The following is a 25,863-nucleotide window of genomic DNA, read 5'->3' as shown; positions in this document are numbered from 1 at the left end:
TATAAAAAGAGGTGATTTTTCCTTCACTCTTCTTTATAATCCTGCGACCCACCGTTACTGCAGGTCTTTTTAGGCCGGGAGTACCACCCACTCGAAGGGGTGTTGTCTGGGCTCTTAGACAGTGGGAGCAATTTGCTCCTTTAAGTGTAAATTTTAATTAACGGGTTATTATTAGCATGAAAACATTCGTTGCTAAACCAGAAACTGTAAAACGCGACTGGTATGTTGTAGACGCTGAAGGTAAAACTCTAGGCCGTCTAGCAAGTGAAATTGCATCTCGCCTACGTGGCAAGCACAAAGCTGAATACACTCCACACGTAGACACTGGTGATTACATCATCGTTGTTAACGCGGAGAAAGTTGCTGTAACTGGTAACAAAGCTAAAGACAAAATGTACTACCGTCACACTGAATTCCCAGGTGGCCTAAAATCTTTCAGCTTCGAGAAGCTGATCGAGCGTAAGCCTGAGATGGTACTTGAGCTAGCGGTTAAAGGTATGCTTCCAAAAGGTCCTCTAGGCCGTGCTATGTACCGTAAGCTTAAAGTTTACGCAGGCGCTGAGCACAACCACGCTGCTCAACAACCTAAAGTACTAGACATCTAATTGGGGATATCGGAAATGGCAGAGAATCAATACTACGGCACTGGCCGTCGCAAAAGCTCAGCTGCACGCGTTTTTATTAAACCAGGCAGCGGCAACATCGTAATCAACAAGCGTAGCCTTGATGAATACTTCGGTCGTCCAACTTCTCGCATGGTTGTTAAACAACCTCTTGAGCTAGTTGAGATGGTAGAGAAACTAGATCTATACATCACTGTTAAAGGTGGCGGTATTTCTGGTCAAGCAGGTGCTATCCGTCACGGTATCACTCGCGCTCTTATGGAATACGATGAATCACTACGTCCTGCACTACGTGCGGCTGGCTACGTTACTCGTGACGCTCGTTGCGTTGAACGTAAGAAAGTTGGTCTACGTAAAGCACGTCGTCGTCCACAGTTCTCAAAACGTTAATCTTTCTTTATTGGAAGATGTTCGTTGGTCCAGTTTTACTGGATTGGGACAAAAAAAAGCTCGGCTTACGCCGGGCTTTTTGTTTTTCTTCTCTTATGAAAAATTTCATTTATCAATAATCACTTCCGAAACTTTTACAGCCTTACTCCCTTTTGTGACGCAACTTAGGGTTTGCTTCACGAATGTTACAAAAAGGTAGCTTTATCTTGTCAAAAAGTAGGGTTTTATTTATCATTTGCCGTCAAATAAATACAACTAAATTAGTATTTTGTTAGCCATGCTCTTAAGCGGAATAAAAGCAATCCACAAGGAGCAAATGGGAGAATGTCTGGATGAGCAATGCGCCTTTGAACAACAGTCGCAGACGTTTCTTAACTGCGACAACTGCGGTTGTCGGTGGGTTAGGAGCGGCGGCAGTTGCTGTACCTTTTATAAAATCTTGGAACCCAAGTGCGAAAGCAAAAGCGGCCGGCGCCCCTGTCGAGGTTGATGTAAGCAAACTCGAGGAAGGGCAAATGGTTCGCGTTGAGTGGCGAGGTAAACCTGTATGGGTTGTTCGTCGTTCGCAAGTAATCGTTGACGCTCTTAAAGAGCACGACAATCAATTACGTGATCCGAACTCTGGTGAAGAGCAGCAGCCGGATTACGCTCAAAACACTTATCGCTCAATTAAGCCTGAATATTTCATCGCTGTGGGTATCTGTACGCACTTAGGTTGTTCACCAAGCTATTTGCCAGATTCTTTCAGCGAGCAAGTCCAAGGCGTTAAGTCAGGTTTCTTCTGTCCTTGCCACGGTTCGAAGTTTGATATGGCTGGACGAGTGTTCCAGGGCGTTCCTGCACCACTGAACCTGGTCATTCCGAAGCATATGTATTTAAGCGATACAAGAATTGTCATCGGTCTCGATGAAACAGGGGAGGCATAATGCAAGCTCTACTTGATTGGGTAGAAAAACGTCTACCCGCGATGAACGCGTATAAAAAGCACCTTTCTGAATATCCAATGCCGAAGAACTTCAACTTTTGGTACCTTTTTGGTTCCTTGGCGATGCTGGTGCTTGTAAACCAGATCCTAACGGGCATTTGGTTGACGATGAACTACGTTCCTTCTGGTGAAGGTGCCTTTGCTTCTGTTGAATACATCATGCGTGATGTGGAGTTCGGTTGGTTGCTACGTTATATGCACTCAACGGGCGCTTCTGCATTCTTCGTGGTTGTGTATCTGCATATGTTCCGTGGCCTAATCTACGGTTCATACCAAAAGCCTCGTGAACTTCTTTGGTTGTTCGGCATGCTAATTTTCTTAGTGCTGATGGCTGAAGCGTTTATGGGTTACTTGCTACCTTGGGGACAAATGTCTTACTGGGGTGCACAGGTAATCATTTCTCTGTTTGGTGCGATTCCTGTAATCGGTGATGACTTAACACTATGGATTCGTGGTGACTACGTTATCTCTGGTGCAACGTTGAACCGTTTCTTCGCCCTACACGTAATCGCTTTACCAATCGTGTTACTCCTGTTGATTGTGCTGCACATTCTTGCTCTGCATGAAGTGGGTTCAAACAACCCTGATGGTATCGAAACTAAACTGCCAAAAGGCTCTATGGGTGACGATTACCAATCACAGTTCAAGTTCCACGATTACTACTCGAAGAAATACGACATTATCGATTCTATTCCTTTCCATCCTTATGGAACGGTAAAAGATATGGTAGGTGTTGCTGGCTTCTTGTTCTTGTTCAGCTATGTGTTGTTCTTCAACCCAGAAATGGGTGGATACTTCCTTGAGCCGCCTAACTTTGAAGCAGCAAACCCACTGAAAACACCAGCGCACATCGCGCCAGTTTGGTACTTCACTCCGTTCTATGCGATTTTGCGTGCAGTTCCGGATAAGCTAATTGGTGTTGTTGCGATGGGTGCATCGATTGTCGTGCTATTCCTATTGCCTTGGTTGGATCGTTGTAAAGTTCGTTCTTACCGCTACCGCAGTAAGTTGCATTTAATCAACATTATTCAATTCACCATTTGTTTCATTGCTTTAGGTATCCTTGGGGCGCTACCAGCGACGCCAACTTATACCTTACTAGCTCGAATCTTTAGTTTAGGTTACTTCATGTTCTTCGTATTGCTGTTCTTCTACAGCAAAAATGAAGCAACCAAGCCACTACCAAAGAGGGTGACATTCAAATGAAGAAATGGATTGTAATTTTGTTTGCATTGTTGCCTTCGATGGTGATGGCAGCAGGTGGAAATGTACATTTAGATAAAGCAGAGAATGATTTATCTGATCAGGCGTCATTGCAACGTGGTGCCAAGTTATTCATGAACTACTGCTTTGGTTGTCACTCAACGCAATACCAACGTTATGAGCGTGTTGCTAATGACCTAGGTATTCCAGCAGATTTAATGAAAGAGAATCTTATTTTCAACCCTACCTCTAAGATTGGTGAGTTGATGGAGAATGCGATTCCTGACAAATCCGCTGCGAAATGGTTTGGTGCTCCACCGCCAGATTTGACATTAGTCGCACGTGTACGTGGTGCTGATTGGCTGTATACCTATTTGCGTTCATTCTATGCGGACCCAAGTCGCCCATTTGGTGTAAACAATATAGTTTTCCCAAGCGTTGGTATGCCACATGTGCTTGAAGAGCTGCAAGGTACACCGGAACCTATCTTCGATACTCATGTAGTCGATGGTGAAGAAGTTAAGGTTGTGGTTGGTACTAAGTCTCAAGGTAACGGTGAGCTAAGTACTGGCGAGTTTGACCAAGCCGTTCTGGATTTGGTTAACTTCTTAGAGTACTCGGGTGAACCTGTTAAATTGGAACGCCAAGCTATGGGTTGGTGGGTATTCGCATTCTTAGTTGTGTTCACTATCGTAGTCGTAGCACTTAAGAAAGAATATTGGCGTGATGTGCACTAATTGTGCTATTATACCGCGCTAAATCCTAGTATTTAATTCTGCAATGGGGGCTTAGCCTCCATTGTTTTTTGTGTCTGTGTAAGTGTGCTGGAGGGCTCCATGGCTGTAGCTGCCAATAAACGTTCTGTGATGACTCTATTTTCAAGTGCATCTGATATGTATAGCCATCAGGTTCGTATTGTGCTGGCTGAAAAAGGTGTCAGTGTTGAGGTTGAGTTGGTTGATGAAGATAACCTACCAGCTGATCTAGTTGAGCTTAACCCATACAAAACGGTACCTACTTTAGTCGATCGTGAGCTTGCGCTTTATGATTCAAAAATCATCATGGAATACCTTGATGAACGTTTTCCGCATCCACCACTAATGCCTGTATATCCGGTTGCTCGTGGTAATAGCCGTTTGATGATCTATCGTATCGAAAGAAACTGGTATTCACTTGCTGAGAAAGTCGTAAATGGCAAGGGTGAAGAAGCGGAATCTGCACGTAACAAACTACGTAACGACTTGCTAACTCTAGCACCAGTGTTTGCTGAATATGAATACTTCATGAGTGAAGAGTTCAGCCTAATTGATTGTTACTTAGCACCGCTATTATGGCGTCTACCAGTTCTGGGCATCGAACTAGTTGGCCCAGGTTCAAAAGAGCTTAAAGTTTATATGAACCGTGTATTTGAACGCGATTCATTCCTAGCTTCTCTAACTGAAGCAGAACGCGAGATGCGTCTTGCTCGTTAATGGTTGTATTTGATGGATATTGATCAAATGACACCTCGCCGACCATATATGCTGCGAGCATTTTATGATTGGTTGCTAGAAAACGATTTGACTCCTCATCTTGTTGTAGACGCGACGATGCGTGGCGTTCGAGTTCCAATGGAATACGTACAAGATGGGCAAATCATCCTCAATGTGGCACCTCGTGCTGTCGGTAACTTAGAGCTGGGTAACGATGAAGTTACGTTTAATGCTCGTTTTGGCGGCCGACCACAAGTTGTTGTTGTTCCGTTGTATGCCGTACAAGCAATATATGCTCGTGAAAACGGTGCCGGAACCATGTTTGATCCAGAGCCTGCTTACGAGCAAGAACTTGATTCAGATATGATTGTGGAAGATGTGACAGACGAAAACATCGAAGTTGAAACTTCTGTTGATGATGGCCCTTCAGATGATGAGCCACCTCGTCCAAAAGGCAAACCAAGTTTGCGTGTTGTGAAGTAACAAGTCGTGAAGTAATACTAAAAAGCAGCTCAATGAGCTGCTTTTTCTTTATGAGATTTATTTGCTCTTACTCAGTGCCATATTCGAAGGCTCTGATGACCTGTTTTACGCCAGAGATGTTACGGGCTATTTCTGTCGCTTTATCCGCATGCTCATGAGAGACATAGCCAAACAAATACACTTCTTTGGCTTCTGTAATCACTTTAATCTTTGTACCGTTAAGGTCGGAATCTGCGAGTAGTGCTGATTTTACTTTGGTTGTTATCCAACTGTCGTTACTTATTGCACTCACAGACAAAGGCTCAGCAATTTTGACCTGATTATGCAGCTCTTTAACGCCTTTGACTTTCTGTGCTTGGGTAATAAATTGGTCTAGCAGTTCGGTGTTTCTCGCTTGGCCGAGAAGAACGACGGTTCCTTGATATGAACTAGCGACAAATCGAGCTGCGCCTCTGTAAGGGGGTTTGTTACCAAGACCTGCTACTTCAAACTCAATTTGGTTATCGTTCCAAATCTGCTGTGTCGTTCGAGGATCTGTGACCAAATTCGCGGTTGTAGCAGCGCCTGCGATAAATAACCCGGCACACCCTGACAAACTCATTGTGGCACTTAACATTAAAGCTAGGCGGAGAGACTTCATAACAAACCTTCTACTGTTATTCTTCGTGGGATGGGAATAGCACTTGATCAACCAAATCACACAAGCAATGCAGCGTCAGCATATGGACTTCGTGAATTCGTGCAGTGCGATGAGATGGGATACGAATTTCCACATCATTCTCACCTAGTAACCCAGCCATTTCACCACCATCTTTGCCAGTGAGGGCTATGATCGTCATATCACGAGTTACCGCTGCTTCCATTGCTTTGATGATGTTTTTACTGTTACCACTAGTTGAAATAGCTAGTAAGATATCGCCCGGCTGACCGAATGCGCGAACTTGTTTAGAGAACACTTCTTGGTAGTGGTAGTCATTAGCCACTGCTGTAAGAGTAGTGATATCTGCCGTTAAAGCCATGGCAGGTAAGCTAGGACGCTCAGTTTCAAAACGGTTAAGTAAACAGGAGACAAACTGTTGAGCGTTAGAAGATGAACCACCATTACCACAACAGAGAATTTTGCTTCCGTTCAACAGGCTAGCAACAATCGCCTGTGAGGCATGTAAAATAGCATCTGGTAGTGCTTCTGCTGCTGCGATTTGAATCTGAATACTTTCAGTGAAACTGTCTTTAATGCTTTCTAGCATTGATTATCCTTCGGTAATTGCGTTTTTTATCCACTCGATATGACTACCATTACTATGGATGGCGACCACATCAAATCTAAAATCTGTAGCGTCGGCGTTTAAGCCTTGCTTGAGCATCCACCAATTGGCCGCTTTGATCAAGCGGTGCTGTTTCTGTCGGGTCACACTTTCCGCTGCGTGACCATAAGCCTGACTGTTGCGATACTTAACTTCGACAAAAACTATGGTGTTGTTTTCTCTCATTATTAGGTCTAACTCACCACCTCGGGCAAGGAAGTTCTTATCTATTAGAGATAAACCTTGGCGGCGTAGATATTCTGCCGCCATCTGTTCAAACTGTTGGCCTTTACTGCGCTTGCTCAGAAGTAGCGCCATGCTCTGCCCAACTGATTTCGCGTTGTACTACACATTGGCCATCAATGCTGAGTACACCTGTCTGACCATCAATAGTATATCCTTCGACGGTTTTCATTTGTGGAAGTTCAACCATTAAACGATAAGCATCCATACCCAGAGCTTGTAATCGTCGCTCTGCGTTTGAATCTTTAGGCCACAAACGCTCCATCTGCTCAGAGATTTCTGCCTGAGGATGAATAAGAAGTGGAATATCACTGTAGCTGACGCCAGTTAAGTCTTCATACTGACGACCACCGCCGTTACTTTTCGAATTCGAGTAAAGTTTTGGTGGACGAGTGTCCGGGTTAATCGCTACTTCAATAAATGGCTTAATCAGAGTGAGTTCATCACTGCTTGCAACTATGTATACTGCATCGATATCGCGACGGCTACGAGGCTGACTCTCAAGTTTAATGTTGAGTAAGCCTTCCATCTGAGCGATGTTCTGCTGACTATCTTGCAAACCAAATACATTGTTTATATTGCGTTGAAGCTGGCGTTTGTCACCAAACAGGTTCACAGCCACTTTGTTGTTACTGTATTTACGCCATTCATCATTGAAAGCTTCAACAACGCGTTCGCCATAACTGCTTTGAGGTGCAAGAATCAAAGGATATTGCGCACCTTCAGCCGCGAGGTGTTTAGCCGCTTGTGCCACTTCCTGCTCCGGAGACAGTGCGAGGTAACAAATATCCGTGCCTTCGATCAATTCATCTGGAATGTTCAATGCAAGACTTGGGATCATGCGATCTTCAGTTCCGTGTTGCTGCTGCATCTGTGCGATATTTTCTTTAAGCAGAGGACCAACGATGAAATCAATCTGTTTCTCTTGGACTTTTGCTTTTATTGTTTCTAAAGACTCTGAGTTGGTATCGATGATGGTAAGTGTCGCGTTATCTTCACGCTTTTCGTCATTCATCATTGCCATGATGAAGCCGTCACGAATTAACTGAGCTTGCTTATCAAACTTCCCTGTTAGCGGCAGCAATAGCGCAGTGTTTACAGGTTGGATGATAGTGAGATTTAAGATGTCGGTAATCGATTTAGGCGTATATTTTGCAGCCGGATGATCGGCATTTTCTGCCAGCCATTTCTCAAGGGTGTTCTTCAGTTGTGGGATATCGTTGCCGAACGTCTTCACGTAGATAGCCAGTTGTAACCAGCCGTCTAAAATTTCTTCTTCCGGTTGCGCTGTCAGTTGAGTGATAGTTTGACCTGAATAACGTTGTAAATTAGCCCAGATTTGATCAGAAATGGCTTCTTCTTGATCGTTCGGGAGCAGACCATACAGTGCAGACAACTCGCGGCTCGTGTCAAAAGGGCGATCAAGCGCGGTGAAAATATCTGCTCTCATTTGATGGTATTGAACCCATTGCGAATCAGCTAAAGCCCATTGAGTGTTAAAATTAAGCTGATTTAACGCTTGGCTGTACTGTTCAGCATTCATCGAAAGCTGAGCTTTGCCCATTTGCCATTCGGCTTGTTGAACGTCACTAAGATTCTGTTTTGACAGTCGATAAATGAGTAATTGAGCTTGCTCTGTGTTGTTACTCGCGATAGCGGCTTTCATGGCCATAATTAACCAGTCATTCTGCAAGCTACCCTGACTACTATCAGCTTTCATAAGATAATTTTGCGTCGGCTGGTTCGCTTCAGCGGTGATATCAACATATTGAGGTGCTGAAGGTTTAGACGAACAAGCTGCTAACGTGATTGCTAATGCAACTGGAGCGAGTAAGCGTGGTACACTGATTCTCTGATGGTTATTTATAGCCATGAGTTCTTTTCATTATCCCGAGTGAAATTGTCTCTATATTAATCGTTGAAGTGATGGTAAACAAATGACAGATAACAAAACCTTGCCGGCAGAGGTCCCAACTTTATACATTGTTCCTACTCCGATAGGCAATTTAGGGGATATTACCCAGCGCGCCTTAGACGTGCTCTCAAGTGTTGACGTTATCGCAGCAGAAGATACTCGCCATACTGGCAAATTACTTTCTCACTTTAATATCCAAACCAAAACCTTCGCTTTGCATGATCACAACGAACAACAAAAAGCTCAAGTATTAGTTGAAAAATTGTTAGCTGGAGAATCAATTGCATTGGTTTCAGATGCTGGAACACCACTTATCAGTGATCCAGGATACCACTTGGTGACACAATGTCGTCAGGCTGGAGTTAAAGTTGTGCCACTTCCAGGTGCGTGTGCGGTAATTACAGCGTTAAGTGCCTCTGGTCTGCCGTCAGACCGCTTTAGTTTTGAAGGCTTCTTGCCTGCTAAAAGCAAGGGTCGTAAAGATAAATTTATGGAAATTGCAAAAGTTGAACGCACTTGTATCTTCTATGAATCTCCACATCGTATTACGGAATCGCTGCAAGATATGCTGTCTGTCCTTGGTCCAGAGCGAGAAGTGGTATTGGCTCGTGAGTTGACGAAAACTTTTGAAACGATTCAAGGTATGCCGCTTGGCGAGTTGATTGAATGGATTGAAGAAGACGAAAACCGCAAACGCGGTGAAATGGTGCTGCTTATCCATGGGCACAGAGAGCAAGCAGACGAGGCTCTTCCTGATGAAGCATTGCGTACACTAGCTATCTTGACTAAAGAATTGCCACTTAAGAAAGCGGCGGCATTAGCTGCAGAAATTTACAACCTGAAGAAAAATGCGCTTTATAAGTGGGGATTGGAAAATCTGAATTAATCGTCTGTATTTTAAGCATCTAAGGGTTAATTGGCGCTTGGAAGGCATTCTTCCTAGACACTGAGTTGAGTTATCTATAGAATTCGCGCTCGGAGTTGACTGGGTAGTCGCTGCTTTGTTGATGTCCTTCGGGAGACTGGCGTTGAAGTCCTTTGGGAGACTGACGTTGACGTCCTTCGGGAGACTGACAAAGGGGAGGAAAGTCCGGGCTCCATAGAGCAGGGTGCCAGGTAACGCCTGGGGGGCGCAAGCCTACGACAAGTGCAGCAGAGAGAAGACCGCCGATGGCCCGTAAGGGATCAGGTAAGGGTGAAAGGGTGCGGTAAGAGCGCACCGTGCGTCTGGCAACAGTTCGTAGCAAGGTAAACTCCACCCGGAGCAAGACCAAATAGGCCTCCACATTGCGTTGCTCGCGTAAGGAGGCGGGTAGGTTGCTTGAGCCAGTGAGTGATTGCTGGCCTAGACGAATGGCTACTGCCGCGCAAGCGGAACAGAACCCGGCTTATACGTCGACTCCACCTATTTCAGACCCATCATAACTACCTCGTTATGATGGGTTTTTTGCTTTATATTGACTTAGTTGATAGCAAAACCACTAAACTTAGTACAATGTCACGCCCTGTAAGCGCTTATGGGTAGCAGTAGTGTAAGAATTCGGTACACTACAGGATGATTATGTACGGGCTGGCCCGCAGAACGAGAAACTTATGACTGACACTTTCCAACATATTTCTGTACTTCTTCATGAATCAATTGATGGCTTAGCGATCAAACCTGATGGTATCTATATTGATGGAACTTTTGGCCGTGGTGGTCACAGTCGTACCATTCTGTCCAAACTGGGTGAAAACGGTCGTCTATACAGTATTGACCGCGATCCACAAGCAATCGCAGAAGCACAGAAGATTGATGATCCTCGTTTCACTATCGTACATGGCCCATTCTCTGGTATCGCTGAGTACGCTGAACGTTATGATTTAGTTGGAAAAGTCGATGGTGTTCTGTTTGATTTAGGCGTGTCGTCACCACAACTTGATGACGCAGAACGAGGCTTCAGTTTTATGAAAGATGGCCCTCTGGATATGCGTATGGATCCAACGTCAGGTATCCCCGTTTCTCAGTGGTTGATGGAAGCTGACCTTGATGACATTACTTGGGTGATTCGTGAGTTTGGTGAAGACAAACACGCTCGCCGCATCGCTAAAGCCATTGTTGCTTATCGTGAAGACGAAGAGAACGAGCCGCTAACACGTACCAGTCAGTTAGCGAAGTTAATTTCTGATGCAGCACCAAAAAGTTTTAAAGAGAAAAAGCACCCAGCAACTCGTGCTTTCCAAGCATTCCGCATCTACATCAACAGTGAACTGGAAGAAATTGATACGGCATTAAAAGGTGCGGCATCAATTCTGGCTCCTGAAGGTCGTCTATCGGTGATCAGCTTTCACTCGTTAGAAGATCGCATGGTGAAACGCTTTATTCGTAAAGAGAGTAAAGGTCCGGAAGTTCCTCATGGTATTCCTCTTACTCAAGACCAAATCAAAGCTTTGGGTAGCGCCAATTTAAAAGCGATAGGCAAAGCGATTATGCCTTCGAAAGAAGAAGTTGAAATGAATCCACGCTCACGCAGTTCGGTTCTGCGTATTGCTGAGAAACTTTGATTTATTTATGCCTCAATCTAAAACTAACCTTGCCAAACTGATCGTCGTTGACCTGTTTACTGTGGGTCGGGTGCCGTTAGTGTTATTAATCTTGATCTTTGCGAGTGCAATGGGCGTGGTATTTACCACCCATCACACTCGCCAAGCTATTTCTGAAAAAGATCAGGCTTTTATGGAAAGGGATAGATTGGATAATGAATGGCGCAATTTGATTCTCGAAGAAACTGCTCTTGCTGAACACAGCCGAGTTCAAGAACTTGCTCAAAAAGATCTGGAAATGAAACGTCCGGATGCGGATAAGGAAGTTGTGGTTAACCTGAAATGAAAAAAAAGCCAGTTCAAGCAAAAGCGAAATCTAACAAATCCGCCACTAAATCTGCTCCATCCAAAGAAGCGATGCCAGCTCCAGTTTTCATCCGCTGGCGTTTCTATCTGCTTATTTTCTTTCTTCTGGTCGCTATGGCTGCGCTTATCGGGCGTGTCGCTTTTATCCAAGTTATCGAGCCTGACAACTTAATCCGCGAAGGGGATATGCGATCTATTCGTGCAAAAGAACTGCATTCGGCGCGCGGTATTATCTCAGACAGAAATGGTGAAGCGATCGCCGTTAGTGTTCCCGTGGAAGCAGTCTGGGCAGATCCGGTAGCCATTTTTAAAAATGGCGGATTGCAGGAAAAAGATCGCTGGCATGCTCTTGCTGATGTGTTGGGGTTAGACCGCAATGCGCTATTGAAAAAAATCTCAGACAACAGCACGCGTCGTTTTATCTACCTTCAACGCCAAGTGAGTCCAGCGATGGCGAAATATATTCGCGAGTTAAAACTCAATGGTGTTGGCCTAAAAGCCGAATCTCGTCGCTACTATCCGGCGGGTGAAGTGAGTGCTCATCTCATCGGTGTAACAGGGATCGATGGTCATGGTTTGGAAGGCGCGGAGCGCAGTTACGATAAGTGGCTGACTGGTGAGTCAGGTAAAAGCATTATTCGTAAAGACAGATATGGTCGTGTTGTGGAAAACATTTCACTGGAAGAGAGTGAGGAAGGTAAACCACTGCAACTGACAATTGACCAACGTCTGCAAGCAATTGCTTTTCGCGCGGTAAAGCAGGCGATGGCCGATTATCGAGCAACGTCCGCTTCTGCTGTGATGTTAGATGTAAAAACAGGCGCTGTACTGGCGATGGTTAACGCGCCGTCTTACAACCCGAATAACCGTAACGACTGGCAAAGTTTCAAAATGCGTAACCGTGTTATTACGGACGCGTTTGAACCGGGTTCAACAGTGAAGCCTTTTGTCGTCCTTGCTGCTTTAGCTAATGGTATAGCAGATAAAAACACAATTATTGATACCGGTGATGGCGTGTTGCAGATCGGTGGTAGCCGTGTGCGCGACACATCGAAAGTCGGCAAAGCTAATCTGCAAATGATTTTGAAAAAGTCGAGCAACGTTGGTGTGACGAAACTTGCTCTTCAAATGCCTCTCGAAGCGCTGTTGGGTATGTATAACTCTGTTGGTTTGGGAGAAATGTCTGGGCTTAACCTAGTCGGTGAAACCGCGGGTATTTTCCCAAGCCGCAACCGCTGGTCTCAATTTGAAATTGCCACACTCGCTTTTGGATACGGCTTGGCAATTACTCCAATCCAATTAGCACATGCTTATGCCACTTTAGGTAATTTCGGGGTTTATCAACCTATTCATATTATCGAGAACAATCAACAGGATCTGTCGCATCGCGTGGTGGACGCTAAGTACGCAAAACAAGTACTGGAAATGTTAGAAACCGTGACTCAACCAGGTGGTACGGCGGTTAAAGCTGCGGTTCCTGGGTATCGTATTGCAGCAAAATCAGGAACATCGCGTAAAGCTATTGCTGGTGGGTATAGTGATGAATACTTTGCTTACACAGCTGGTGTTGCTCCAGTTAGCGATCCGAGAATTTCGCTGGTGGTGATGGTCAACGAACCGCAAGGTGATTCCTACTACGGCGGCGCAGTAGCGGGTCCTGTTTTCTCAGAGATCATGAAAGGGGCATTGCAAATTCTGAACATTGTCCCTGACGAAAACAAATTTCAAGAATAACAATTAGTGTGAGAATCCGTATGAACACTAGTAAGTCTTTATCTGAACTTATCTCTCCTTGGCTTCAAGCAAATCCTGCTTGGGCCAATATCTCCGTTACGCGTTTAGATCTCGACAGCCGTAAAATTCAGGCTGGTGATACTTTTGTTGCCATCGTTGGGCATGCTGTTGATGGCAGAAAATTTATAGATACTGCCATAAAACGTGGCGCGAATGCGGTGTTAGCTCAAGCGTGTTCTCTTAACAATCACGGCCATGTTGAATGGAAATCGGATGTTCCAGTTATCTATATTGATCAGCTTGATCAGCATTTGTCGCAACTGGCTGGAAATCTATATGGATCTCACCAGAGTCGTTTAGTGGGCGTTACCGGAACCAACGGTAAAACCACCATCACTCAGCTCATCGCACAATGGATTGATTTATTGGGGCAAAAAGCGGCGGTGATGGGAACAACAGGTAATGGTTTCCTTGCTAATTTAGCTCCTGCAGCAAACACCACTGGTAGCGCGATTGAGATTCAGGCTCAGTTGCATCAGCTAGCTAAGCTGGGTGCAGATTTCACCGCTTTAGAAGTTTCTTCCCATGGTTTGGTGCAAGGGCGAGTGAAAAAGCTCAATTTTGATGTTGGCGTATTTTCGAACCTAAGTCGTGATCATCTGGATTATCACGGCACCATGGAAGAGTATGCGAAAGCTAAATTCTCTCTATTTACCGAACACCAATGTAAAAATGCGATTATCAATGTTGATGATGCAGTAGGCTTGGAGTGGAGCGCTAAGCTGCCTCACGCTGTTGGCATTTCTTTGAAATCAAAACCTAATACAGAGCGAGCGCTTTGGGCAATACAAGTTAATTATGCAGAAACGGGGATTACCCTTAGTTTTGACGGTAGTTGGGGCATTGGCGAACTGCACGTTCCTTTGATTGGTGAATTTAACGCGTCGAACGTCATGCAAGCTTTTGCGACAATGTTATCGCTGGGTTTTGCGAAAGAAGAACTAATCAAAACCGCGCCACAACTAAAACCAGTGCTTGGCCGCATGGAACTGTTCCAAGTGCCGAATAAAGCAAAAATCGTTGTGGATTATGCTCATACTCCAGACGCATTAGAGAAAGCGCTGCTGGCGCTTCGAGTGCATTGCAGCGGTAAGCTTTGGGCAATTGTTGGCTGTGGCGGTGACCGTGATAAAGGCAAACGCCCTATGATGGCTTCAATTGCTGAAAAGTTTGCCGATCGTGTCATCCTCACCGATGACAATCCGCGTAGCGAAGATCCGGCCGCAATTGTACAAGATATGCTGGCAGGCTTAGACAAACCGGATGAAGCTCAGATTGAGCACAGCCGTTATTTGGCAGCAAAATTTGCGGTTGATAATGCTGAAGCGGATGACATCATCCTGTTGGCCGGAAAAGGTCATGAAGATTACCAAGTGATGGCGCATGAAACCGTTCATTATTCAGACCGAGAGTCTGCTCAAACCTTATTGGGGTTAGCATTATGATTAAGACATCTTTATCCCAGTTAAGTGAAGTTTTAAGTGCGCGTTTAGTCGGTCAAGACTGCAATATCGAAGCGGTGACTACTGATACTCGTCAGGTGCCAGAGAAGGCGCTATTTGTTGCTTTGGTCGGTGAGCGTTTTGATGCGCACGACTTTGCCCAACAAGCTTTGGATAATGGCGCTTGTGCGCTTTTGGTGGAACGAGAGTTAGATATTGCTTTACCGCAGTTAATTGTTGCCAATAGCAAATTAGCATTGGGTAAGCTCGGTGCATGGGTTCACCAAGTATGCGCTACCCCGACAGTTGCGATTACTGGCAGTTGCGGTAAAACCACCGTTAAAGAGATGGTAGCGAGTATTTTGTCTTCCAAAGGACAGGTGCTTTTCACTTCGGGTAACTTTAACAATGATATTGGTGTACCTCTGACTCTGCTTCGTTCGACAGAGCAAGATGATTATGCGGTCATCGAACTAGGTGCAAACCACATTGGTGAAATCGCTTATACCACCGAACTTGTTCAACCAGATGTTGCCTTAGTGAACAATGTGGCTGCTGCACACTTGGAAGGTTTTGGCTCTATTGATGGTGTGAAACGAGCCAAAGGTGAAATTTATCAAGGTTTAAAAGCAGCAAGTACAGCGATAGTCAATCTTGATAGCAATGGTGGCGAACTGTGGCAATCTGTATTGGCAGACAAAACGGTGAAAACCTTTTCAACCCTGAACGCGAGTGCAGATTTTCATGCGAAGAACGTTCAACTGGATTTAGCCGGTCAAGCTTCATTTGATATGGTGACACCAGTCGGTGAGGTCAATATTTCTTTAAACATTGTTGGTCAGCACAACGTGTCTAATGCGCTAGCGGCATCAGCTCTGGCAATTGAAATGGGCGCGACGTTAAACGAAATTCAACTTGGTTTGTCTCATTTACCTAAGGTGAAAGGCAGAGTAGATGTGCAAAAGTTAACCGACAACATCACCTTAATTGATGACAGCTACAACGCAAGCGTTCCGGCTATGAAAGCTGCGGTTGACTTGTTGGCGAGTTTTTCTGACAGCCGTTGGTTAATTTTAGGCAATATGGCGGAGTTGGGTGATGAAAGTCTTGCACTTCACCAACAAGTCGGAGAACATGCTGCACCATTCAATTTTGAATTTGTCTTGACCTATGGCGCTGATGCGAAAGTGATTAGCGATGTTTGTCATGGTAAGCATTTTGAAAGTCATCAAGAGATGATCAGTTTCATCGAGCAGGTTCTAGAACAACAACAGAATCGTTCTCATGTGCTGTTAGTCAAAGGCGCTAATAGTGCAGGTATGAGTAAGATTGCTGCTGCTCTTAAGGAGAATTACTCATGATTATTTGGCTAGCGGAGTTACTCCAGCCATATTTTTCGTTTTTTCGTTTGTTCGAATACCTATCATTTCGAGCAATTGTGAGCATTTTGACGGCACTTGCACTGTCGTTATGGATGGGGCCTCACTTAATTAAGCGCTTACAACTTCTGCAAATTGGTCAAGTCGTTCGTAATGACGGACCTGAATCTCACTTTAGTAAGCGTGGTACACCGACTATGGGCGGTGTGATGATCTTAGCGTCTATTTTTGCCACGGTTCTGCTTTGGGCGGATCTTTCCAACCCGTACGTATGGGCTGTATTAGCGGTTCTTGGTGGTTATGGTGCCGTCGGATTTGTTGATGACTATCGTAAAGTCGTGCGTAAGAACACCGATGGTTTGATCGCGCGCTGGAAATACTTCTGGCAATCAGCCATTGCTCTGGTTGTCGCTTTTGCCTTGTATGCACATGGTAAAGATACAGCTGCGACTCAACTGGTTGTGCCTTTCTTCAAAGACATCATGCCTCAGTTGGGAATGCTCTACATTGTTCTGACTTATTTTGTCATTGTAGGTACCAGCAACGCCGTAAACCTTACAGATGGTTTAGACGGTCTTGCGATTATGCCAACTGTGCTTGTATCGGCTGGGTTCGGTGTGATTGCATGGGCAACAGGTAACGTTAACTTTGCAAGTTACCTTCATATTCCATACATCCCTTACACTTCAGAGTTGGTGGTAGTGTGTACTGCCATTGTTGGTGCTGGCTTAGGTTTCTTATGGTTTAACACTTACCCAGCACAAGTGTTTATGGGCGATGTCGGTTCGTTGGCTCTTGGTGGTGCTTTAGGTACCATCGCGGTACTGGTTCGACAAGAATTTGTGTTGGTTATCATGGGAGGTGTATTCGTCATGGAAACCATTTCAGTGATCCTACAGGTTGGTTCATACAAACTCCGTGGTCAACGTATTTTCCGTATGGCGCCAATTCATCACCACTATGAACTAAAAGGTTGGCCAGAGCCGCGCGTAATCGTTCGTTTTTGGATCATCTCGATTGTGTTAGTTTTAATTGGCTTAGCAACACTTAAAGTACGTTAATAGCTAAAGTACGTTAGTTACGAGCTAAACAGAAATAATGATTGGGGAACATCCCCAAAGGATATGGATTTAAAATGGACCGTTGGCAAGGCATTCAGCATGTTGTGGTCGTAGGGCTCGGTATTACCGGGCTCTCTGTCGTTAATTATCTTAGAAAGTTTCATCCTCAAATTGAGGTGAAAGTGATTGATACTCGCGAAAATCCGCCGAGCAAAGAACAGCTTCCAGCAGACGTCGCTTTACATAGCGGCGGCTGGAATATGGATTGGTTGTTGGCCGCAGATTTGATCGTGGCAAATCCGGGGATTGCGTTAGCGACACCGCAGGTTCAGCAAGCGATTGCCGCCAATATTCCTGTAGTAGGTGATATCGAACTGTTTGCTTGGCAAGTGCAAAAACCAGTAGTCGCAATTACGGGCTCCAATGGTAAAAGTACAGTTACCGACCTCATGGGTGTGCTAGGCAACGCGGCTGGGATTAAAACTTCGATTGGTGGCAATATCGGTGTTCCAGCGCTCGATTTGCTCTCTGAAGATTCTGATCTTTATGTTCTTGAACTGTCGAGTTTTCAACTTGAAACGACTTCCAGCCTAAAGCTTAAAGCGGCAGCATTTTTAAATCTTTCTGAAGATCATATGGATCGCTATGACGGTATGGAATCTTACCGCCAAGCTAAATTACGCATCTTTGAACATGCTGAAACCTTAGTTGTGAACGCCGATGATCGTCAAACCTATCCAGATTCAAACAGCGCTAATCTGGTGAGTTTTGGCTTAGATAATCCTGCGGATTTCTACACTAAAGAGAACCAAGGGCAAGAGTGGTTAATGGCTGTTGATGAAGCTGTATTACCATCGGCAGAGCTGAGCTTAGTCGGGCGTCACAATGTAGCCAATGTATTAACTGTTCTGGCGTTACTTAAAGCGGCTGGTATTGATTACAGTGACTCACTGCTCAGTGCATTGAAGTCTTACACCGGATTGACGCATCGTTGTCAGGTGGTTGAAGACAAAAATGGTGTTAAGTGGGTAAATGACTCGAAAGCCACAAACGTAGCAAGCACGCTAGCGGCGCTATCAGGTTTATCTCTGGAAGGGCGTTTGTATTTGATGGTTGGCGGACTCGGTAAAGGCGCAGATTTCTCTTCGCTCAAGCCTGTATTCGCAACTTTACCTCTGAAACTTTGTTGTTTTGGCGCAGATGGCGATCAGTTTATGCCTCTTCACTCGTCTGCACGTCGATTTGAGACAATGGAACAGGTAGTTAAAACCATTCATCCTGAGCTAAAACAAGGCGATATGGTGTTACTGTCACCTGCTTGTGCCAGCATGGATCAGTTTAAGAACTTTATGGACCGAGGCGAGCAGTTTGCCGCTCTAGCTAAACAATTTGCAGATAAGTAACTTGAGCCTAAGAGTCAAGTAATCGAAAGGTAATGTTTTGGGACGATTTAAACCAATAAATTCTATTCATAAGTGGCTACGAACACCCTCCCCAGAGGCTTTGTTTGATCGTCAGCTCGTCTGGATAGCATTGGGTTTAATGTTGATTGGTCTTGTGATGGTGACATCCGCATCGTTTCCGATCAGTTCAAGGCTAACGGATCAACCGTTCCACTTTATGTTTCGCCATGCTCTGTTCTTGTTATTAGCAATCATTACCTCATCGGTCATTTTGCAAATACCTATTCAGCGTTGGTCTCAATATAGCTCTGCATTACTCGCTATATCCTTTTTTCTGTTAGTTGTGGTACTGATCGGCGGTAAATCGGTTAACGGTGCATCTCGCTGGATTCCTTTGGGGCTATTTAACTTGCAGCCAGCAGAGGTCGCAAAGCTGTCACTGTTCATCTTTATGTCGGGTTACTTGGTTCGTAAACAGGATGAAGTTCGGGAGACTTTCTTTGGCGGATTCATCAAACCTATCTTGGTGTTTATGGCGTTAGCGGTATTGCTGCTGTTGCAGCCGGACTTAGGTACTGTGGTTGTGATGCTGGTGACTTTGTTCGGCATGTTGTTTATTGCTGGTGCGAAGCTCTCTCAGTTCCTCGCCTTAATGGTGGCCGGTATTTTGGTGATTGTCGGACTCATTGCCGCAGAACCTTATCGTATACGCCGTGTAACTTCTTTTCTTGACCCTTGGGATGACCCGTTCGGAAGCGGTTATCAGCTAACTCAATCACTGATGGCGTTTGGCCGTGGTGAGTGGTTTGGTCAGGGGTTAGGTAATTCCATTCAAAAGCTAGAATATTTGCCTGAAGCACATACAGACTTCGTATTTGCAGTCGTAGGTGAAGAACTTGGCTTCGTTGGTGTAGTACTGATTTTAATGCTGATATTTAGTCTGGTTCTCAAGGCTGCTTTTATCGGTAAAAAGGCATTTGAACATGACCACCAGTTTGGTGGCTATTTGGCACTCAGTATCGGTATCTGGTTTGCTTTTCAAACGCTGGTTAACGTTGGTGCCGCTGCTGGTATGGTGCCAACCAAAGGTCTTACTTTACCCCTGATTAGTTACGGTGGTTCCAGTTTAATTGTTATGTCGGTAGCAGTATCTATTTTGCTTCGTATTGATCATGAATGCCGAGTAGAACGAGTTCGACAGATAGAAGAAAATACGGATGAAGAATAAGAAACGTTTAATGGTGATGGCTGGTGGTACTGGCGGTCACGTTTTCCCGGGATTGGCAGTGGCGAAGAAGCTTCAACAGCAAGGCTGGGAAATTCGCTGGTTAGGCACGGCTGACCGTATGGAAGCCGACTTAGTACCTAAGCATGGTATTGAGATTGATTTTATTCGTGTAAAAGGGCTGCGTGGGCAAGGTATTGCTCGTTTGATTAAAGCGCCTTTTCAAATCATTAATGCCATTTTGCAAGCCAGACGCCACATGAAAGCTTGGCAACCTGATGCGGTACTTGGTATGGGCGGATACGTCAGCGGACCTGGTGGTATCGCTGCTTGGTTGCAAGGTATTCCCGTTATTCTGCATGAGCAAAATGCGGTAGCCGGCTTAACCAATCAGTGGTTATCGAAAATTGCATCGCGAGTGTTTCAGGCTTTCAATGGTGCGTTTCCGAATGCGCCCGTGGTCGGAAACCCTGTTCGTACGGACGTCGTTGAACTGCCCGAACCGAATCAACGTCTTGCTGAACGCAGTGGTCCTATCCGTGTGTTGGTCATGGGCGGTAGCCAAGGTGCAAGAATTCTCAATCAAACATTACCAGAAGTGATGGCAAAATTAGGCGAATGCTATGAAGTGCGTCATCAGGCTGGTAAAGACAATAAAGCGGAAGTTGAGCAAGCTTACCAAGTGGCTGGTGCTAAGAACTTTCAGGTAACCGAATTTATTGATGATATTGCGCAAGCTTACGCATGGGCGGATTTGTTAGTTTGTCGCTCTGGTGCGTTAACGGTTTCAGAAATTTCAGCAGCAGGCGTTGCTGCTATTTTCATCCCATTTATGCACAAAGATAGGCAACAAGCACTGAATGCCGATCATTTAGTAGAATGTGGCGCAGCCAAAATGATAGAACAGCCGCAATTGACGGTTGAAAAGCTCAGTCAAACTATTGCTCAACTCGAACGCACCCAATTATTAGATATGGCTAACAAAGCTCGTCAAGCAGCAAAATTAGACGCAGACCAAGTGGTTGCTGATGCCATTATCGCTATTACTGAGAAATGAGAACCTATTCATGAAGATCAAACATACTCAAGACTTAGCTCAAATCCGAGCAATGGTGCCTGAAATGCGCCGAGTTAAATGCATACACTTTATCGGCATAGGTGGTGCAGGTATGAGCGGTATAGCGGAAGTGTTACTGAATGAAGGTTATCAGATCACAGGCTCTGACATCGCGGCTAATGCGGTGACCGAACGTTTAGAAAGTATCGGTGCGTCTGTATTCATTGGTCATCAAGCGTCGAACATTGACCAAGCAAGTGTGGTGGTTGTATCAACGGCGATTAATGAGCAAAACCCAGAAATTCAAGCGGCTCGTGAAAAGCGTATTCCAATTGTACGTCGCGCTGAAATGTTAGCTGAGTTGATGCGTTTCCGTCATGGTATCGCAGTTGCGGGTACGCACGGCAAAACAACCACTACCGCTCTAGTGACTCAAATCTATTCAGAAGCAGGTATGGACCCGACTTTTGTTAACGGTGGTTTAGTGAAAAGCGCGGGCACAAACGCTCGTTTAGGCTCAAGCCGAGTACTGATTGCTGAAGCTGATGAGAGTGATGCATCATTTCTTCACTTGCAGCCAATGGCTACCATTGTGACCAACATTGAAGCTGACCATATGGATACTTATGGCGGTGACTTCGAAACGTTGAAGCAGACGTTCGTCGACTTCTTGCATAATCTGCCATTTTACGGTCAAGCCATTTTATGTATTGATGATCCAGTGGTTCGTGAACTGATTCCACGAATTAGCCGTCAGGTTATCACTTATGGTTTCTCTGAAGATGCGGATGTGCGTATTGAAAACTACCGTCAGCAAGGACAACAAGGCCAGTTCACGGTTGTTCGTGAAGGAAAACAGAATTTAGACATTACGCTGAACATTCCAGGCCGCCACAATGCTCTCAATGCTTCGGCTGCAATAGCAGTTGCGACGGAGGATGACATCAGTGATGAAGCCATTCTAAAAGCATTGATTAGTACACAAGGTACAGGTCGTCGCTTTGATCATTTAGGTGAATTCGAAACCGGTAATGGTGTTGCAATGCTGGTGGACGACTATGGTCACCATCCAACAGAAGTGGACGTTACCATCAAAGCTGCTCGTAGCGGCTGGACTGATAAGCGTCTGGTGATGATATTCCAGCCACACCGTTATACTCGTACTCGCGATCTCTATGATGATTTTGCTAATGTGCTAGAGCAGGTCGATGTACTGATTATGCTGGATGTTTATTCTGCAGGTGAAAAGCCAATTGCAGGTGCAGATGGTCGTTCACTTTGTCGAACCATTCGTAGTCGAGGAAAAGTTGACCCTATCTTCGTTTCAGATAGTAAGACTTTGCCTGCTGTGTTAGCCAATGTATTACAAGATGGTGACTTAGTTCTGACTCAAGGCGCTGGTGATGTGGGCAAAGTAGCCAAACACTTACAATCTTTACAATTGAATATTGAAAAGATGCAAAAATATTAAATTCGTTGCTTATGGGTGTCCCATTCGTGATATTGGTGGTACTCCTACCAGTTTTATTTATTTGAGTGTTTGATACTTTTAGTGTCCTCAGTATAATCCTTAGGTTAAAGTTATTGCTTTTGCCTCTATTGTACATTGAAATAGGGAATTAAATTGCCAGTCGTCAACAGGAACAACGAACTTTGATAAATAGTACATTTTCTCAAGGTCGTATTATGTCCCGTTCACCATTAGTCAGAGAGCACATCGTAGGTGCCAGCTTTTTACTTATGGTGTTGTTGTTGGTTGGTGTTTTGTTGTATTCAACGATCAGTTGGATGTGGGATGAAGAGAGGCTGCCGCTCTCAAAGATAGTTTTGCAAGGTGACTTACAATACGTATCCGCGTTTGATGTTCAGCGTGCTTTTGGTCAACTTGATCATATTGGCACATTTATGTCGCAGGATATTAACGAGCTGCAATCCAGTGCTCAGTCAATTCCTTGGGTATCTCATGCTTCAATCCGCAAACAGTGGCCAGACACAATAAAAGTATTTTTAACTGAATATCAGGTTAAAGCTATTTGGAATGGTAATTCGTTGCTTGATGATAAAGGTATTGTCTTTAATGGCGATATTGCTCAAGTAAATGAAGAACATGTCAAACTATATGGACCAGATGGCAGTGCACCTGAAGTTTTAAATATTTGGAAAGAATACAGCCCTAAATTTCAGCAGATTGGTTTAAATATATCCTCTCTGGTATTAAACGAGCGTCGAGCTTGGCAAATTATTTTAGACAATGGAATTCGCTTAGAATTAGGAAAAGAGTCTTTAGAAGAGCGAATTAACCGTTTCTTTTTACTCTACAAGCAGCTAGGTAATGATGCTGAACGTGTGAGTTATATCGATCTCAGATACGATACCGGAGCGGCCGTTGGTTGGTTTCCTGATCAAGAATTAGCGCAAGAGAGCACAGATGAGTAAAACAGCTGATGACAAATTAATTGTTGGTCTCGATATAGGCACAGCCACCGTTTCAGCCTTAGTTGGTGAATTACTTCCTGACGGTCAAATTAATATCATTGGCGCAGGTACCAGCCCTTCCAGAGGAATGGATAAAGGCGGCGTAAATGATCTAGAGTCGGTGGTTAAATCTGTTCAGCGTGCAATTGACCAAGCTGAATTGATGGCTGAGTGCCAAATTAGTAATGTGTTTCTATCGATCTCTGGTCGACATATTACAAGTAGAATTGAAAAAGGCATGGGAACTATTTCTGAGGGCGAAGTTTCTCAAGAGGATATGGATCGTGCTATTCATACCGCGAAGTCGATTAAAATTAGTGAGGAACAGCGTATTTTGCATGTAATTCCTCAAGAATTTACGATTGATTATCAGGAAGGTATAAAAAATCCGCTAGGATTATCGGGAGTACGCATGGAAGTCAGCGTGCACTTGATTACTTGCCATAGTGATATGGCAAGAAACATTATTAAAGCTGTTGAACGTTGCGGATTGAAAGTTGAGCAGTTAGTGTATTCAGGGTTAGCAGCAAGTAATGCTGTTATCACTGAAGACGAGCGAGAGCTTGGTGTGTGTGTTATTGACATTGGTGCTGGTACGATGGATATCGCTATTTGGACTGGTGGTGCGCTAAGACATACAGAAGTATTCTCGTACGCGGGCAATGCGGTTACAAGCGATATAGCGTTTGCTTTCGGCACCCCAGTTAACGACGCTGAAGAGATCAAAGTTAAGTACGGCTGTGCGTTAAGTGAGTTGGTGAGTAAGGATGATACGGTAAATGTACCAAGTGTTGGCGGAAGACCATCACGAAGTTTACAACGTCAAACCTTGTCGGAAGTGATTGAGCCTCGCTACACTGAGTTAATGGGCTTAGTTAACCAGACCATCGATAGTGTCCAAGAGAATTTGCGAAAAGAAGGCATTAAGCACCATTTAGCTGCAGGTGTTGTTCTAACTGGTGGTGCTTCGCAAATTGAAGGTTTAGTGGAATGTGCAGAGCGTGTATTCCGCAATCAAGTTAGGGTAGGTAAGCCTCTCGAAGTGAGTGGACTTACTGATTACGTTAAAGAGCCGTATCATTCTACGGCAGTTGGTTTACTTCATTACGCGAAAGACAGTCAAATTAATGACGACATTGAGTTTCAAGAGCCTAAGCGCCAATCAGTGTCTAGTGTATTTGGTCGTTTGCGTAATTGGATACAAAAAGAGTTTTAACCTGAGTTGCAGGAAAAACGGAGATAACACATGTTTGAACCGATGATGGAAATGTCTGACGACGCGGTAATTAAAGTTGTTGGAGTTGGTGGCGGCGGCGGTAACGCTGTAGAACATATGGTGCGTGAGTCCATTGAAGGCGTGGAATTCATCAGTATCAACACGGATGCACAAGCACTTCGCAAAACCAGCGTAAGCAGCGTCATTCAAATCGGTGGTGATATCACTAAAGGTTTGGGCGCAGGTGCTAATCCTCAAGTGGGACGTGATGCAGCTCTAGAAAGCCGAGATCGAATTAAAGAATTACTAGCTGGTGCCGATATGGTGTTTATCGCAGCTGGTATGGGCGGCGGTACCGGTACTGGTGCTGCTCCTGTTATTGCTGAAGTGGCAAAAGAACTGGGCATCTTAACCGTTGCTGTAGTGACTAAACCATTTAGCTTTGAAGGTAAAAAACGTCTTGCGTTTGCTGAACAAGGAATTGAAGAGCTTTCTAAACATGTTGACTCTTTGATTACTATTCCAAATGAAAAACTGTTGAAAGTACTGGGTCGTGGTATCACTTTACTTGAAGCCTTTGCTAGCGCGAATGACGTACTTAAGAATGCAGTACAAGGGATTGCAGAGCTAATCACTCGCCCTGGCATGATTAACGTGGACTTTGCAGACGTACGCACCGTAATGTCTGAAATGGGTCACGCTATGATGGGTAGTGGTATTGCCAAAGGTGAAGACCGCGCTGAAGAAGCTGCTGAAATGGCAATTTCAAGTCCTCTACTTGAAGACATCGATCTTGCTGGTGCTCGCGGCGTATTGGTTAACATCACTGCTGGTCTGGATATGAGACTTGATGAGTTCGAAACGGTTGGTAACACTGTTAAAGCGTTTGCTTCTGACAATGCAACTGTCGTTATCGGTACATCGTTAGATCCAGATATGGCTGATGAAATTCGCGTAACGGTTGTAGCTACAGGTATTGGTAACGAAAGAAAACCAGATATTACTTTAGTTGCAGGCGGTAAAGCGAAAGTTGCACCAGTCACTCAACCACAAGTTGCGGTAGCAGCAAAAGTGGAAGAGAAACCGGCACAACCTTTGCATGAAAAGACAGAAGTGAAAGTACAGCCTTCACCGACGTCAAATACCTCTTCTTCTTCTAGCCAAGGGCAGAATGTTGCTCCGAAGCCAGAAAAAGAGAGTGGATATCTGGATATACCTGCGTTTTTACGTCGTCAGGCTGATTAAAATACCGCCACAATTTGACAGTGTTCAAAATTTTGGTAATATGTCGGTCGGTAAAGTTA

General features: G+C 44.7%; 25 protein-coding genes and 1 other RNA gene. 22 read left to right on the top strand and 4 right to left on the bottom strand.

Going from position 1 to position 25,863, the window contains the following annotated elements; all coding sequences use genetic code 11:
* Positions 1-176 precede the first annotated feature (176 nt).
* The 7 genes from rplM to sspB all read left to right on the top strand — a co-directional run bounded on the left by rplM (position 177) and on the right by sspB (position 5,156).
* Positions 177-605: a 50S ribosomal protein L13 gene (gene rplM, locus AAGA51_RS12695; protein WP_042480504.1), complete on the top strand. Its 429-nt coding sequence runs from the start codon at positions 177-179 to the stop codon at positions 603-605.
* Between the two features lie 15 nt (positions 606-620).
* The gene (gene rpsI / locus AAGA51_RS12690; RefSeq protein WP_042480501.1) at positions 621-1,013 is read left to right on the top strand and encodes a 30S ribosomal protein S9; all 393 of its coding nucleotides are present in this window, start codon (positions 621-623) and stop codon (positions 1,011-1,013) included.
* A 332-nt stretch (positions 1,014-1,345) separates the two neighbouring features.
* A complete protein-coding gene (petA, locus tag AAGA51_RS12685) occupies positions 1,346-1,939 on the top strand; it encodes a ubiquinol-cytochrome c reductase iron-sulfur subunit (RefSeq protein ID WP_042480497.1) in 594 nt (197 codons plus the stop codon).
* The gene (locus tag AAGA51_RS12680) at positions 1,939-3,204 is read left to right on the top strand and encodes a cytochrome b (protein WP_042480494.1); all 1,266 of its coding nucleotides are present in this window, start codon (positions 1,939-1,941) and stop codon (positions 3,202-3,204) included. Before petA ends, AAGA51_RS12680 begins: the two co-directional genes overlap by 1 nt.
* Positions 3,201-3,938, top strand: coding sequence for a cytochrome c1 (locus AAGA51_RS12675; protein ID WP_042480491.1), 738 nt, complete (start codon positions 3,201-3,203; stop codon positions 3,936-3,938). The genes AAGA51_RS12680 and AAGA51_RS12675 overlap by 4 nt, the downstream gene beginning before the upstream one ends.
* A 99-nt stretch (positions 3,939-4,037) precedes the next feature.
* Positions 4,038-4,673, top strand: coding sequence for a stringent starvation protein SspA (gene sspA / locus AAGA51_RS12670; RefSeq protein WP_042480488.1), 636 nt, complete (start codon positions 4,038-4,040; stop codon positions 4,671-4,673).
* Positions 4,674-4,685: 12 nt separating this feature from the next.
* Positions 4,686-5,156, top strand: a complete 471-nt coding sequence (sspB, locus tag AAGA51_RS12665) for a ClpXP protease specificity-enhancing factor (RefSeq protein ID WP_042480483.1) — start codon at positions 4,686-4,688, stop codon at positions 5,154-5,156.
* Between the two features lie 67 nt (positions 5,157-5,223).
* On the opposite strand, the gene AAGA51_RS12660 is transcribed toward sspB, so the two are convergent.
* The 4 genes from AAGA51_RS12660 to AAGA51_RS12645 are packed head-to-tail and all read right to left on the bottom strand — an operon-like array spanning position 5,224 to position 8,570.
* Positions 5,224-5,796, bottom strand: coding sequence for a BON domain-containing protein (locus tag AAGA51_RS12660; protein WP_042480480.1), 573 nt, complete (start codon positions 5,794-5,796; stop codon positions 5,224-5,226).
* A 16-nt stretch (positions 5,797-5,812) separates the two neighbouring features.
* On the bottom strand, positions 5,813-6,403 hold the full coding sequence (locus AAGA51_RS12655; RefSeq protein WP_042480478.1) for a phosphoheptose isomerase: 591 nt from the start codon (positions 6,401-6,403) through the stop codon (positions 5,813-5,815).
* Positions 6,404-6,406: 3 nt separating this feature from the next.
* A complete protein-coding gene (locus AAGA51_RS12650; protein WP_042480476.1) occupies positions 6,407-6,778 on the bottom strand; it encodes a YraN family protein in 372 nt (123 codons plus the stop codon).
* Complete coding sequence (locus AAGA51_RS12645) at positions 6,750-8,570, bottom strand: penicillin-binding protein activator (protein ID WP_042480788.1); 1,821 nt, start codon at positions 8,568-8,570, stop codon at positions 6,750-6,752. The genes AAGA51_RS12650 and AAGA51_RS12645 overlap by 29 nt, the downstream gene beginning before the upstream one ends.
* Positions 8,571-8,640: 70 nt before the next feature.
* Between AAGA51_RS12645 and rsmI the strand changes: the two genes are divergently transcribed.
* The 15 genes from rsmI (at position 8,641) to ftsZ (ending at position 25,804) form a co-directional block, all read left to right on the top strand.
* Entirely contained in the window at positions 8,641-9,504 is an 864-nt protein-coding gene (gene rsmI, locus AAGA51_RS12640; protein WP_042480473.1) for a 16S rRNA (cytidine(1402)-2'-O)-methyltransferase, read from the top strand.
* 91 nt (positions 9,505-9,595) lie between these two features.
* Positions 9,596-10,025: RNase P RNA component class A (gene rnpB / locus AAGA51_RS12635), an RNA gene on the top strand.
* A gap of 186 nt (positions 10,026-10,211) precedes the next feature.
* Positions 10,212-11,162: a 16S rRNA (cytosine(1402)-N(4))-methyltransferase RsmH gene (rsmH, locus tag AAGA51_RS12630; RefSeq protein WP_042480470.1), complete on the top strand. Its 951-nt coding sequence runs from the start codon at positions 10,212-10,214 to the stop codon at positions 11,160-11,162.
* Between the two features lie 7 nt (positions 11,163-11,169).
* On the top strand, positions 11,170-11,487 hold the full coding sequence (gene ftsL / locus AAGA51_RS12625; RefSeq protein ID WP_042480467.1) for a cell division protein FtsL: 318 nt from the start codon (positions 11,170-11,172) through the stop codon (positions 11,485-11,487).
* Complete coding sequence (locus tag AAGA51_RS12620) at positions 11,484-13,241, top strand: penicillin-binding transpeptidase domain-containing protein (RefSeq protein WP_042480464.1); 1,758 nt, start codon at positions 11,484-11,486, stop codon at positions 13,239-13,241. The genes ftsL and AAGA51_RS12620 overlap by 4 nt, the downstream gene beginning before the upstream one ends.
* A gap of 20 nt (positions 13,242-13,261) precedes the next feature.
* Positions 13,262-14,746, top strand: a complete 1,485-nt coding sequence (gene murE / locus AAGA51_RS12615) for a UDP-N-acetylmuramoyl-L-alanyl-D-glutamate--2,6-diaminopimelate ligase (RefSeq protein WP_042480461.1) — start codon at positions 13,262-13,264, stop codon at positions 14,744-14,746.
* Positions 14,743-16,104: a UDP-N-acetylmuramoyl-tripeptide--D-alanyl-D-alanine ligase gene (locus AAGA51_RS12610; protein WP_042480458.1), complete on the top strand. Its 1,362-nt coding sequence runs from the start codon at positions 14,743-14,745 to the stop codon at positions 16,102-16,104. The genes murE and AAGA51_RS12610 overlap by 4 nt, the downstream gene beginning before the upstream one ends.
* Positions 16,101-17,183: a phospho-N-acetylmuramoyl-pentapeptide-transferase gene (mraY, locus tag AAGA51_RS12605; RefSeq protein ID WP_042480455.1), complete on the top strand. Its 1,083-nt coding sequence runs from the start codon at positions 16,101-16,103 to the stop codon at positions 17,181-17,183. The genes AAGA51_RS12610 and mraY overlap by 4 nt, the downstream gene beginning before the upstream one ends.
* Before the next feature lie 74 nt (positions 17,184-17,257).
* The gene (gene murD / locus AAGA51_RS12600; protein ID WP_042480452.1) at positions 17,258-18,586 is read left to right on the top strand and encodes a UDP-N-acetylmuramoyl-L-alanine--D-glutamate ligase; all 1,329 of its coding nucleotides are present in this window, start codon (positions 17,258-17,260) and stop codon (positions 18,584-18,586) included.
* A gap of 37 nt (positions 18,587-18,623) precedes the next feature.
* Positions 18,624-19,814 (top strand): cell division protein FtsW, encoded by a 1,191-nt coding sequence (gene ftsW / locus AAGA51_RS12595; protein WP_042480449.1) that lies wholly within the window; start codon positions 18,624-18,626, stop codon positions 19,812-19,814.
* Positions 19,804-20,868, top strand: a complete 1,065-nt coding sequence (murG, locus tag AAGA51_RS12590; protein WP_042480446.1) for an undecaprenyldiphospho-muramoylpentapeptide beta-N-acetylglucosaminyltransferase — start codon at positions 19,804-19,806, stop codon at positions 20,866-20,868. Before ftsW ends, murG begins: the two co-directional genes overlap by 11 nt.
* A 10-nt stretch (positions 20,869-20,878) precedes the next feature.
* The gene (gene murC / locus AAGA51_RS12585) at positions 20,879-22,339 is read left to right on the top strand and encodes a UDP-N-acetylmuramate--L-alanine ligase (protein WP_042480444.1); all 1,461 of its coding nucleotides are present in this window, start codon (positions 20,879-20,881) and stop codon (positions 22,337-22,339) included.
* A gap of 215 nt (positions 22,340-22,554) precedes the next feature.
* Entirely contained in the window at positions 22,555-23,304 is a 750-nt protein-coding gene (locus AAGA51_RS12580; RefSeq protein WP_102954427.1) for a cell division protein FtsQ/DivIB, read from the top strand.
* The gene (gene ftsA / locus AAGA51_RS12575; RefSeq protein WP_042480439.1) at positions 23,297-24,559 is read left to right on the top strand and encodes a cell division protein FtsA; all 1,263 of its coding nucleotides are present in this window, start codon (positions 23,297-23,299) and stop codon (positions 24,557-24,559) included. The genes AAGA51_RS12580 and ftsA overlap by 8 nt, the downstream gene beginning before the upstream one ends.
* 30 nt (positions 24,560-24,589) lie before the next feature.
* Entirely contained in the window at positions 24,590-25,804 is a 1,215-nt protein-coding gene (ftsZ, locus tag AAGA51_RS12570; RefSeq protein WP_042480436.1) for a cell division protein FtsZ, read from the top strand.
* Positions 25,805-25,863: the final 59 nt, after the last annotated feature.

Origin of the sequence: Vibrio diazotrophicus (assembly GCF_038452265.1) — a bacterium.
Classification (GTDB): Bacteria; Pseudomonadota; Gammaproteobacteria; order Enterobacterales; family Vibrionaceae; genus Vibrio; species Vibrio diazotrophicus.
This window is presented reverse-complemented; position numbering and strand designations above follow the sequence as displayed.

What these genes read in the sequence shown, in the direction of transcription:
- rplM (WP_042480504.1), top strand. Translation starts at nt 177, where the DNA reads ATGAAAACATTCGTTGCTAAACCAGAAACTGTAAAACGCGACTGGTAT.
- rpsI (WP_042480501.1), top strand. Translation starts at nt 621, where the DNA reads ATGGCAGAGAATCAATACTACGGCACTGGCCGTCGCAAAAGCTCAGCT.
- petA (WP_042480497.1), top strand. Translation starts at nt 1,346, where the DNA reads ATGAGCAATGCGCCTTTGAACAACAGTCGCAGACGTTTCTTAACTGCG.
- AAGA51_RS12680 (WP_042480494.1), top strand. Translation starts at nt 1,939, where the DNA reads ATGCAAGCTCTACTTGATTGGGTAGAAAAACGTCTACCCGCGATGAAC.
- AAGA51_RS12675 (WP_042480491.1), top strand. Translation starts at nt 3,201, where the DNA reads ATGAAGAAATGGATTGTAATTTTGTTTGCATTGTTGCCTTCGATGGTG.
- sspA (WP_042480488.1), top strand. Translation starts at nt 4,038, where the DNA reads ATGGCTGTAGCTGCCAATAAACGTTCTGTGATGACTCTATTTTCAAGT.
- sspB (WP_042480483.1), top strand. Translation starts at nt 4,686, where the DNA reads ATGGATATTGATCAAATGACACCTCGCCGACCATATATGCTGCGAGCA.
- AAGA51_RS12660 (WP_042480480.1), bottom strand. Translation starts at nt 5,796, where the DNA reads ATGAAGTCTCTCCGCCTAGCTTTAATGTTAAGTGCCACAATGAGTTTG.
- AAGA51_RS12655 (WP_042480478.1), bottom strand. Translation starts at nt 6,403, where the DNA reads ATGCTAGAAAGCATTAAAGACAGTTTCACTGAAAGTATTCAGATTCAA.
- AAGA51_RS12650 (WP_042480476.1), bottom strand. Translation starts at nt 6,778, where the DNA reads ATGGCGCTACTTCTGAGCAAGCGCAGTAAAGGCCAACAGTTTGAACAG.
- rsmI (WP_042480473.1), top strand. Translation starts at nt 8,641, where the DNA reads ATGACAGATAACAAAACCTTGCCGGCAGAGGTCCCAACTTTATACATT.
- rsmH (WP_042480470.1), top strand. Translation starts at nt 10,212, where the DNA reads ATGACTGACACTTTCCAACATATTTCTGTACTTCTTCATGAATCAATT.
- ftsL (WP_042480467.1), top strand. Translation starts at nt 11,170, where the DNA reads ATGCCTCAATCTAAAACTAACCTTGCCAAACTGATCGTCGTTGACCTG.
- AAGA51_RS12620 (WP_042480464.1), top strand. Translation starts at nt 11,484, where the DNA reads ATGAAAAAAAAGCCAGTTCAAGCAAAAGCGAAATCTAACAAATCCGCC.
- murE (WP_042480461.1), top strand. Translation starts at nt 13,262, where the DNA reads ATGAACACTAGTAAGTCTTTATCTGAACTTATCTCTCCTTGGCTTCAA.
- AAGA51_RS12610 (WP_042480458.1), top strand. Translation starts at nt 14,743, where the DNA reads ATGATTAAGACATCTTTATCCCAGTTAAGTGAAGTTTTAAGTGCGCGT.
- mraY (WP_042480455.1), top strand. Translation starts at nt 16,101, where the DNA reads ATGATTATTTGGCTAGCGGAGTTACTCCAGCCATATTTTTCGTTTTTT.
- murD (WP_042480452.1), top strand. Translation starts at nt 17,258, where the DNA reads ATGGACCGTTGGCAAGGCATTCAGCATGTTGTGGTCGTAGGGCTCGGT.
- murG (WP_042480446.1), top strand. Translation starts at nt 19,804, where the DNA reads ATGAAGAATAAGAAACGTTTAATGGTGATGGCTGGTGGTACTGGCGGT.
- murC (WP_042480444.1), top strand. Translation starts at nt 20,879, where the DNA reads ATGAAGATCAAACATACTCAAGACTTAGCTCAAATCCGAGCAATGGTG.
- AAGA51_RS12580 (WP_102954427.1), top strand. Translation starts at nt 22,555, where the DNA reads ATGTCCCGTTCACCATTAGTCAGAGAGCACATCGTAGGTGCCAGCTTT.
- ftsA (WP_042480439.1), top strand. Translation starts at nt 23,297, where the DNA reads ATGAGTAAAACAGCTGATGACAAATTAATTGTTGGTCTCGATATAGGC.
- ftsZ (WP_042480436.1), top strand. Translation starts at nt 24,590, where the DNA reads ATGTTTGAACCGATGATGGAAATGTCTGACGACGCGGTAATTAAAGTT.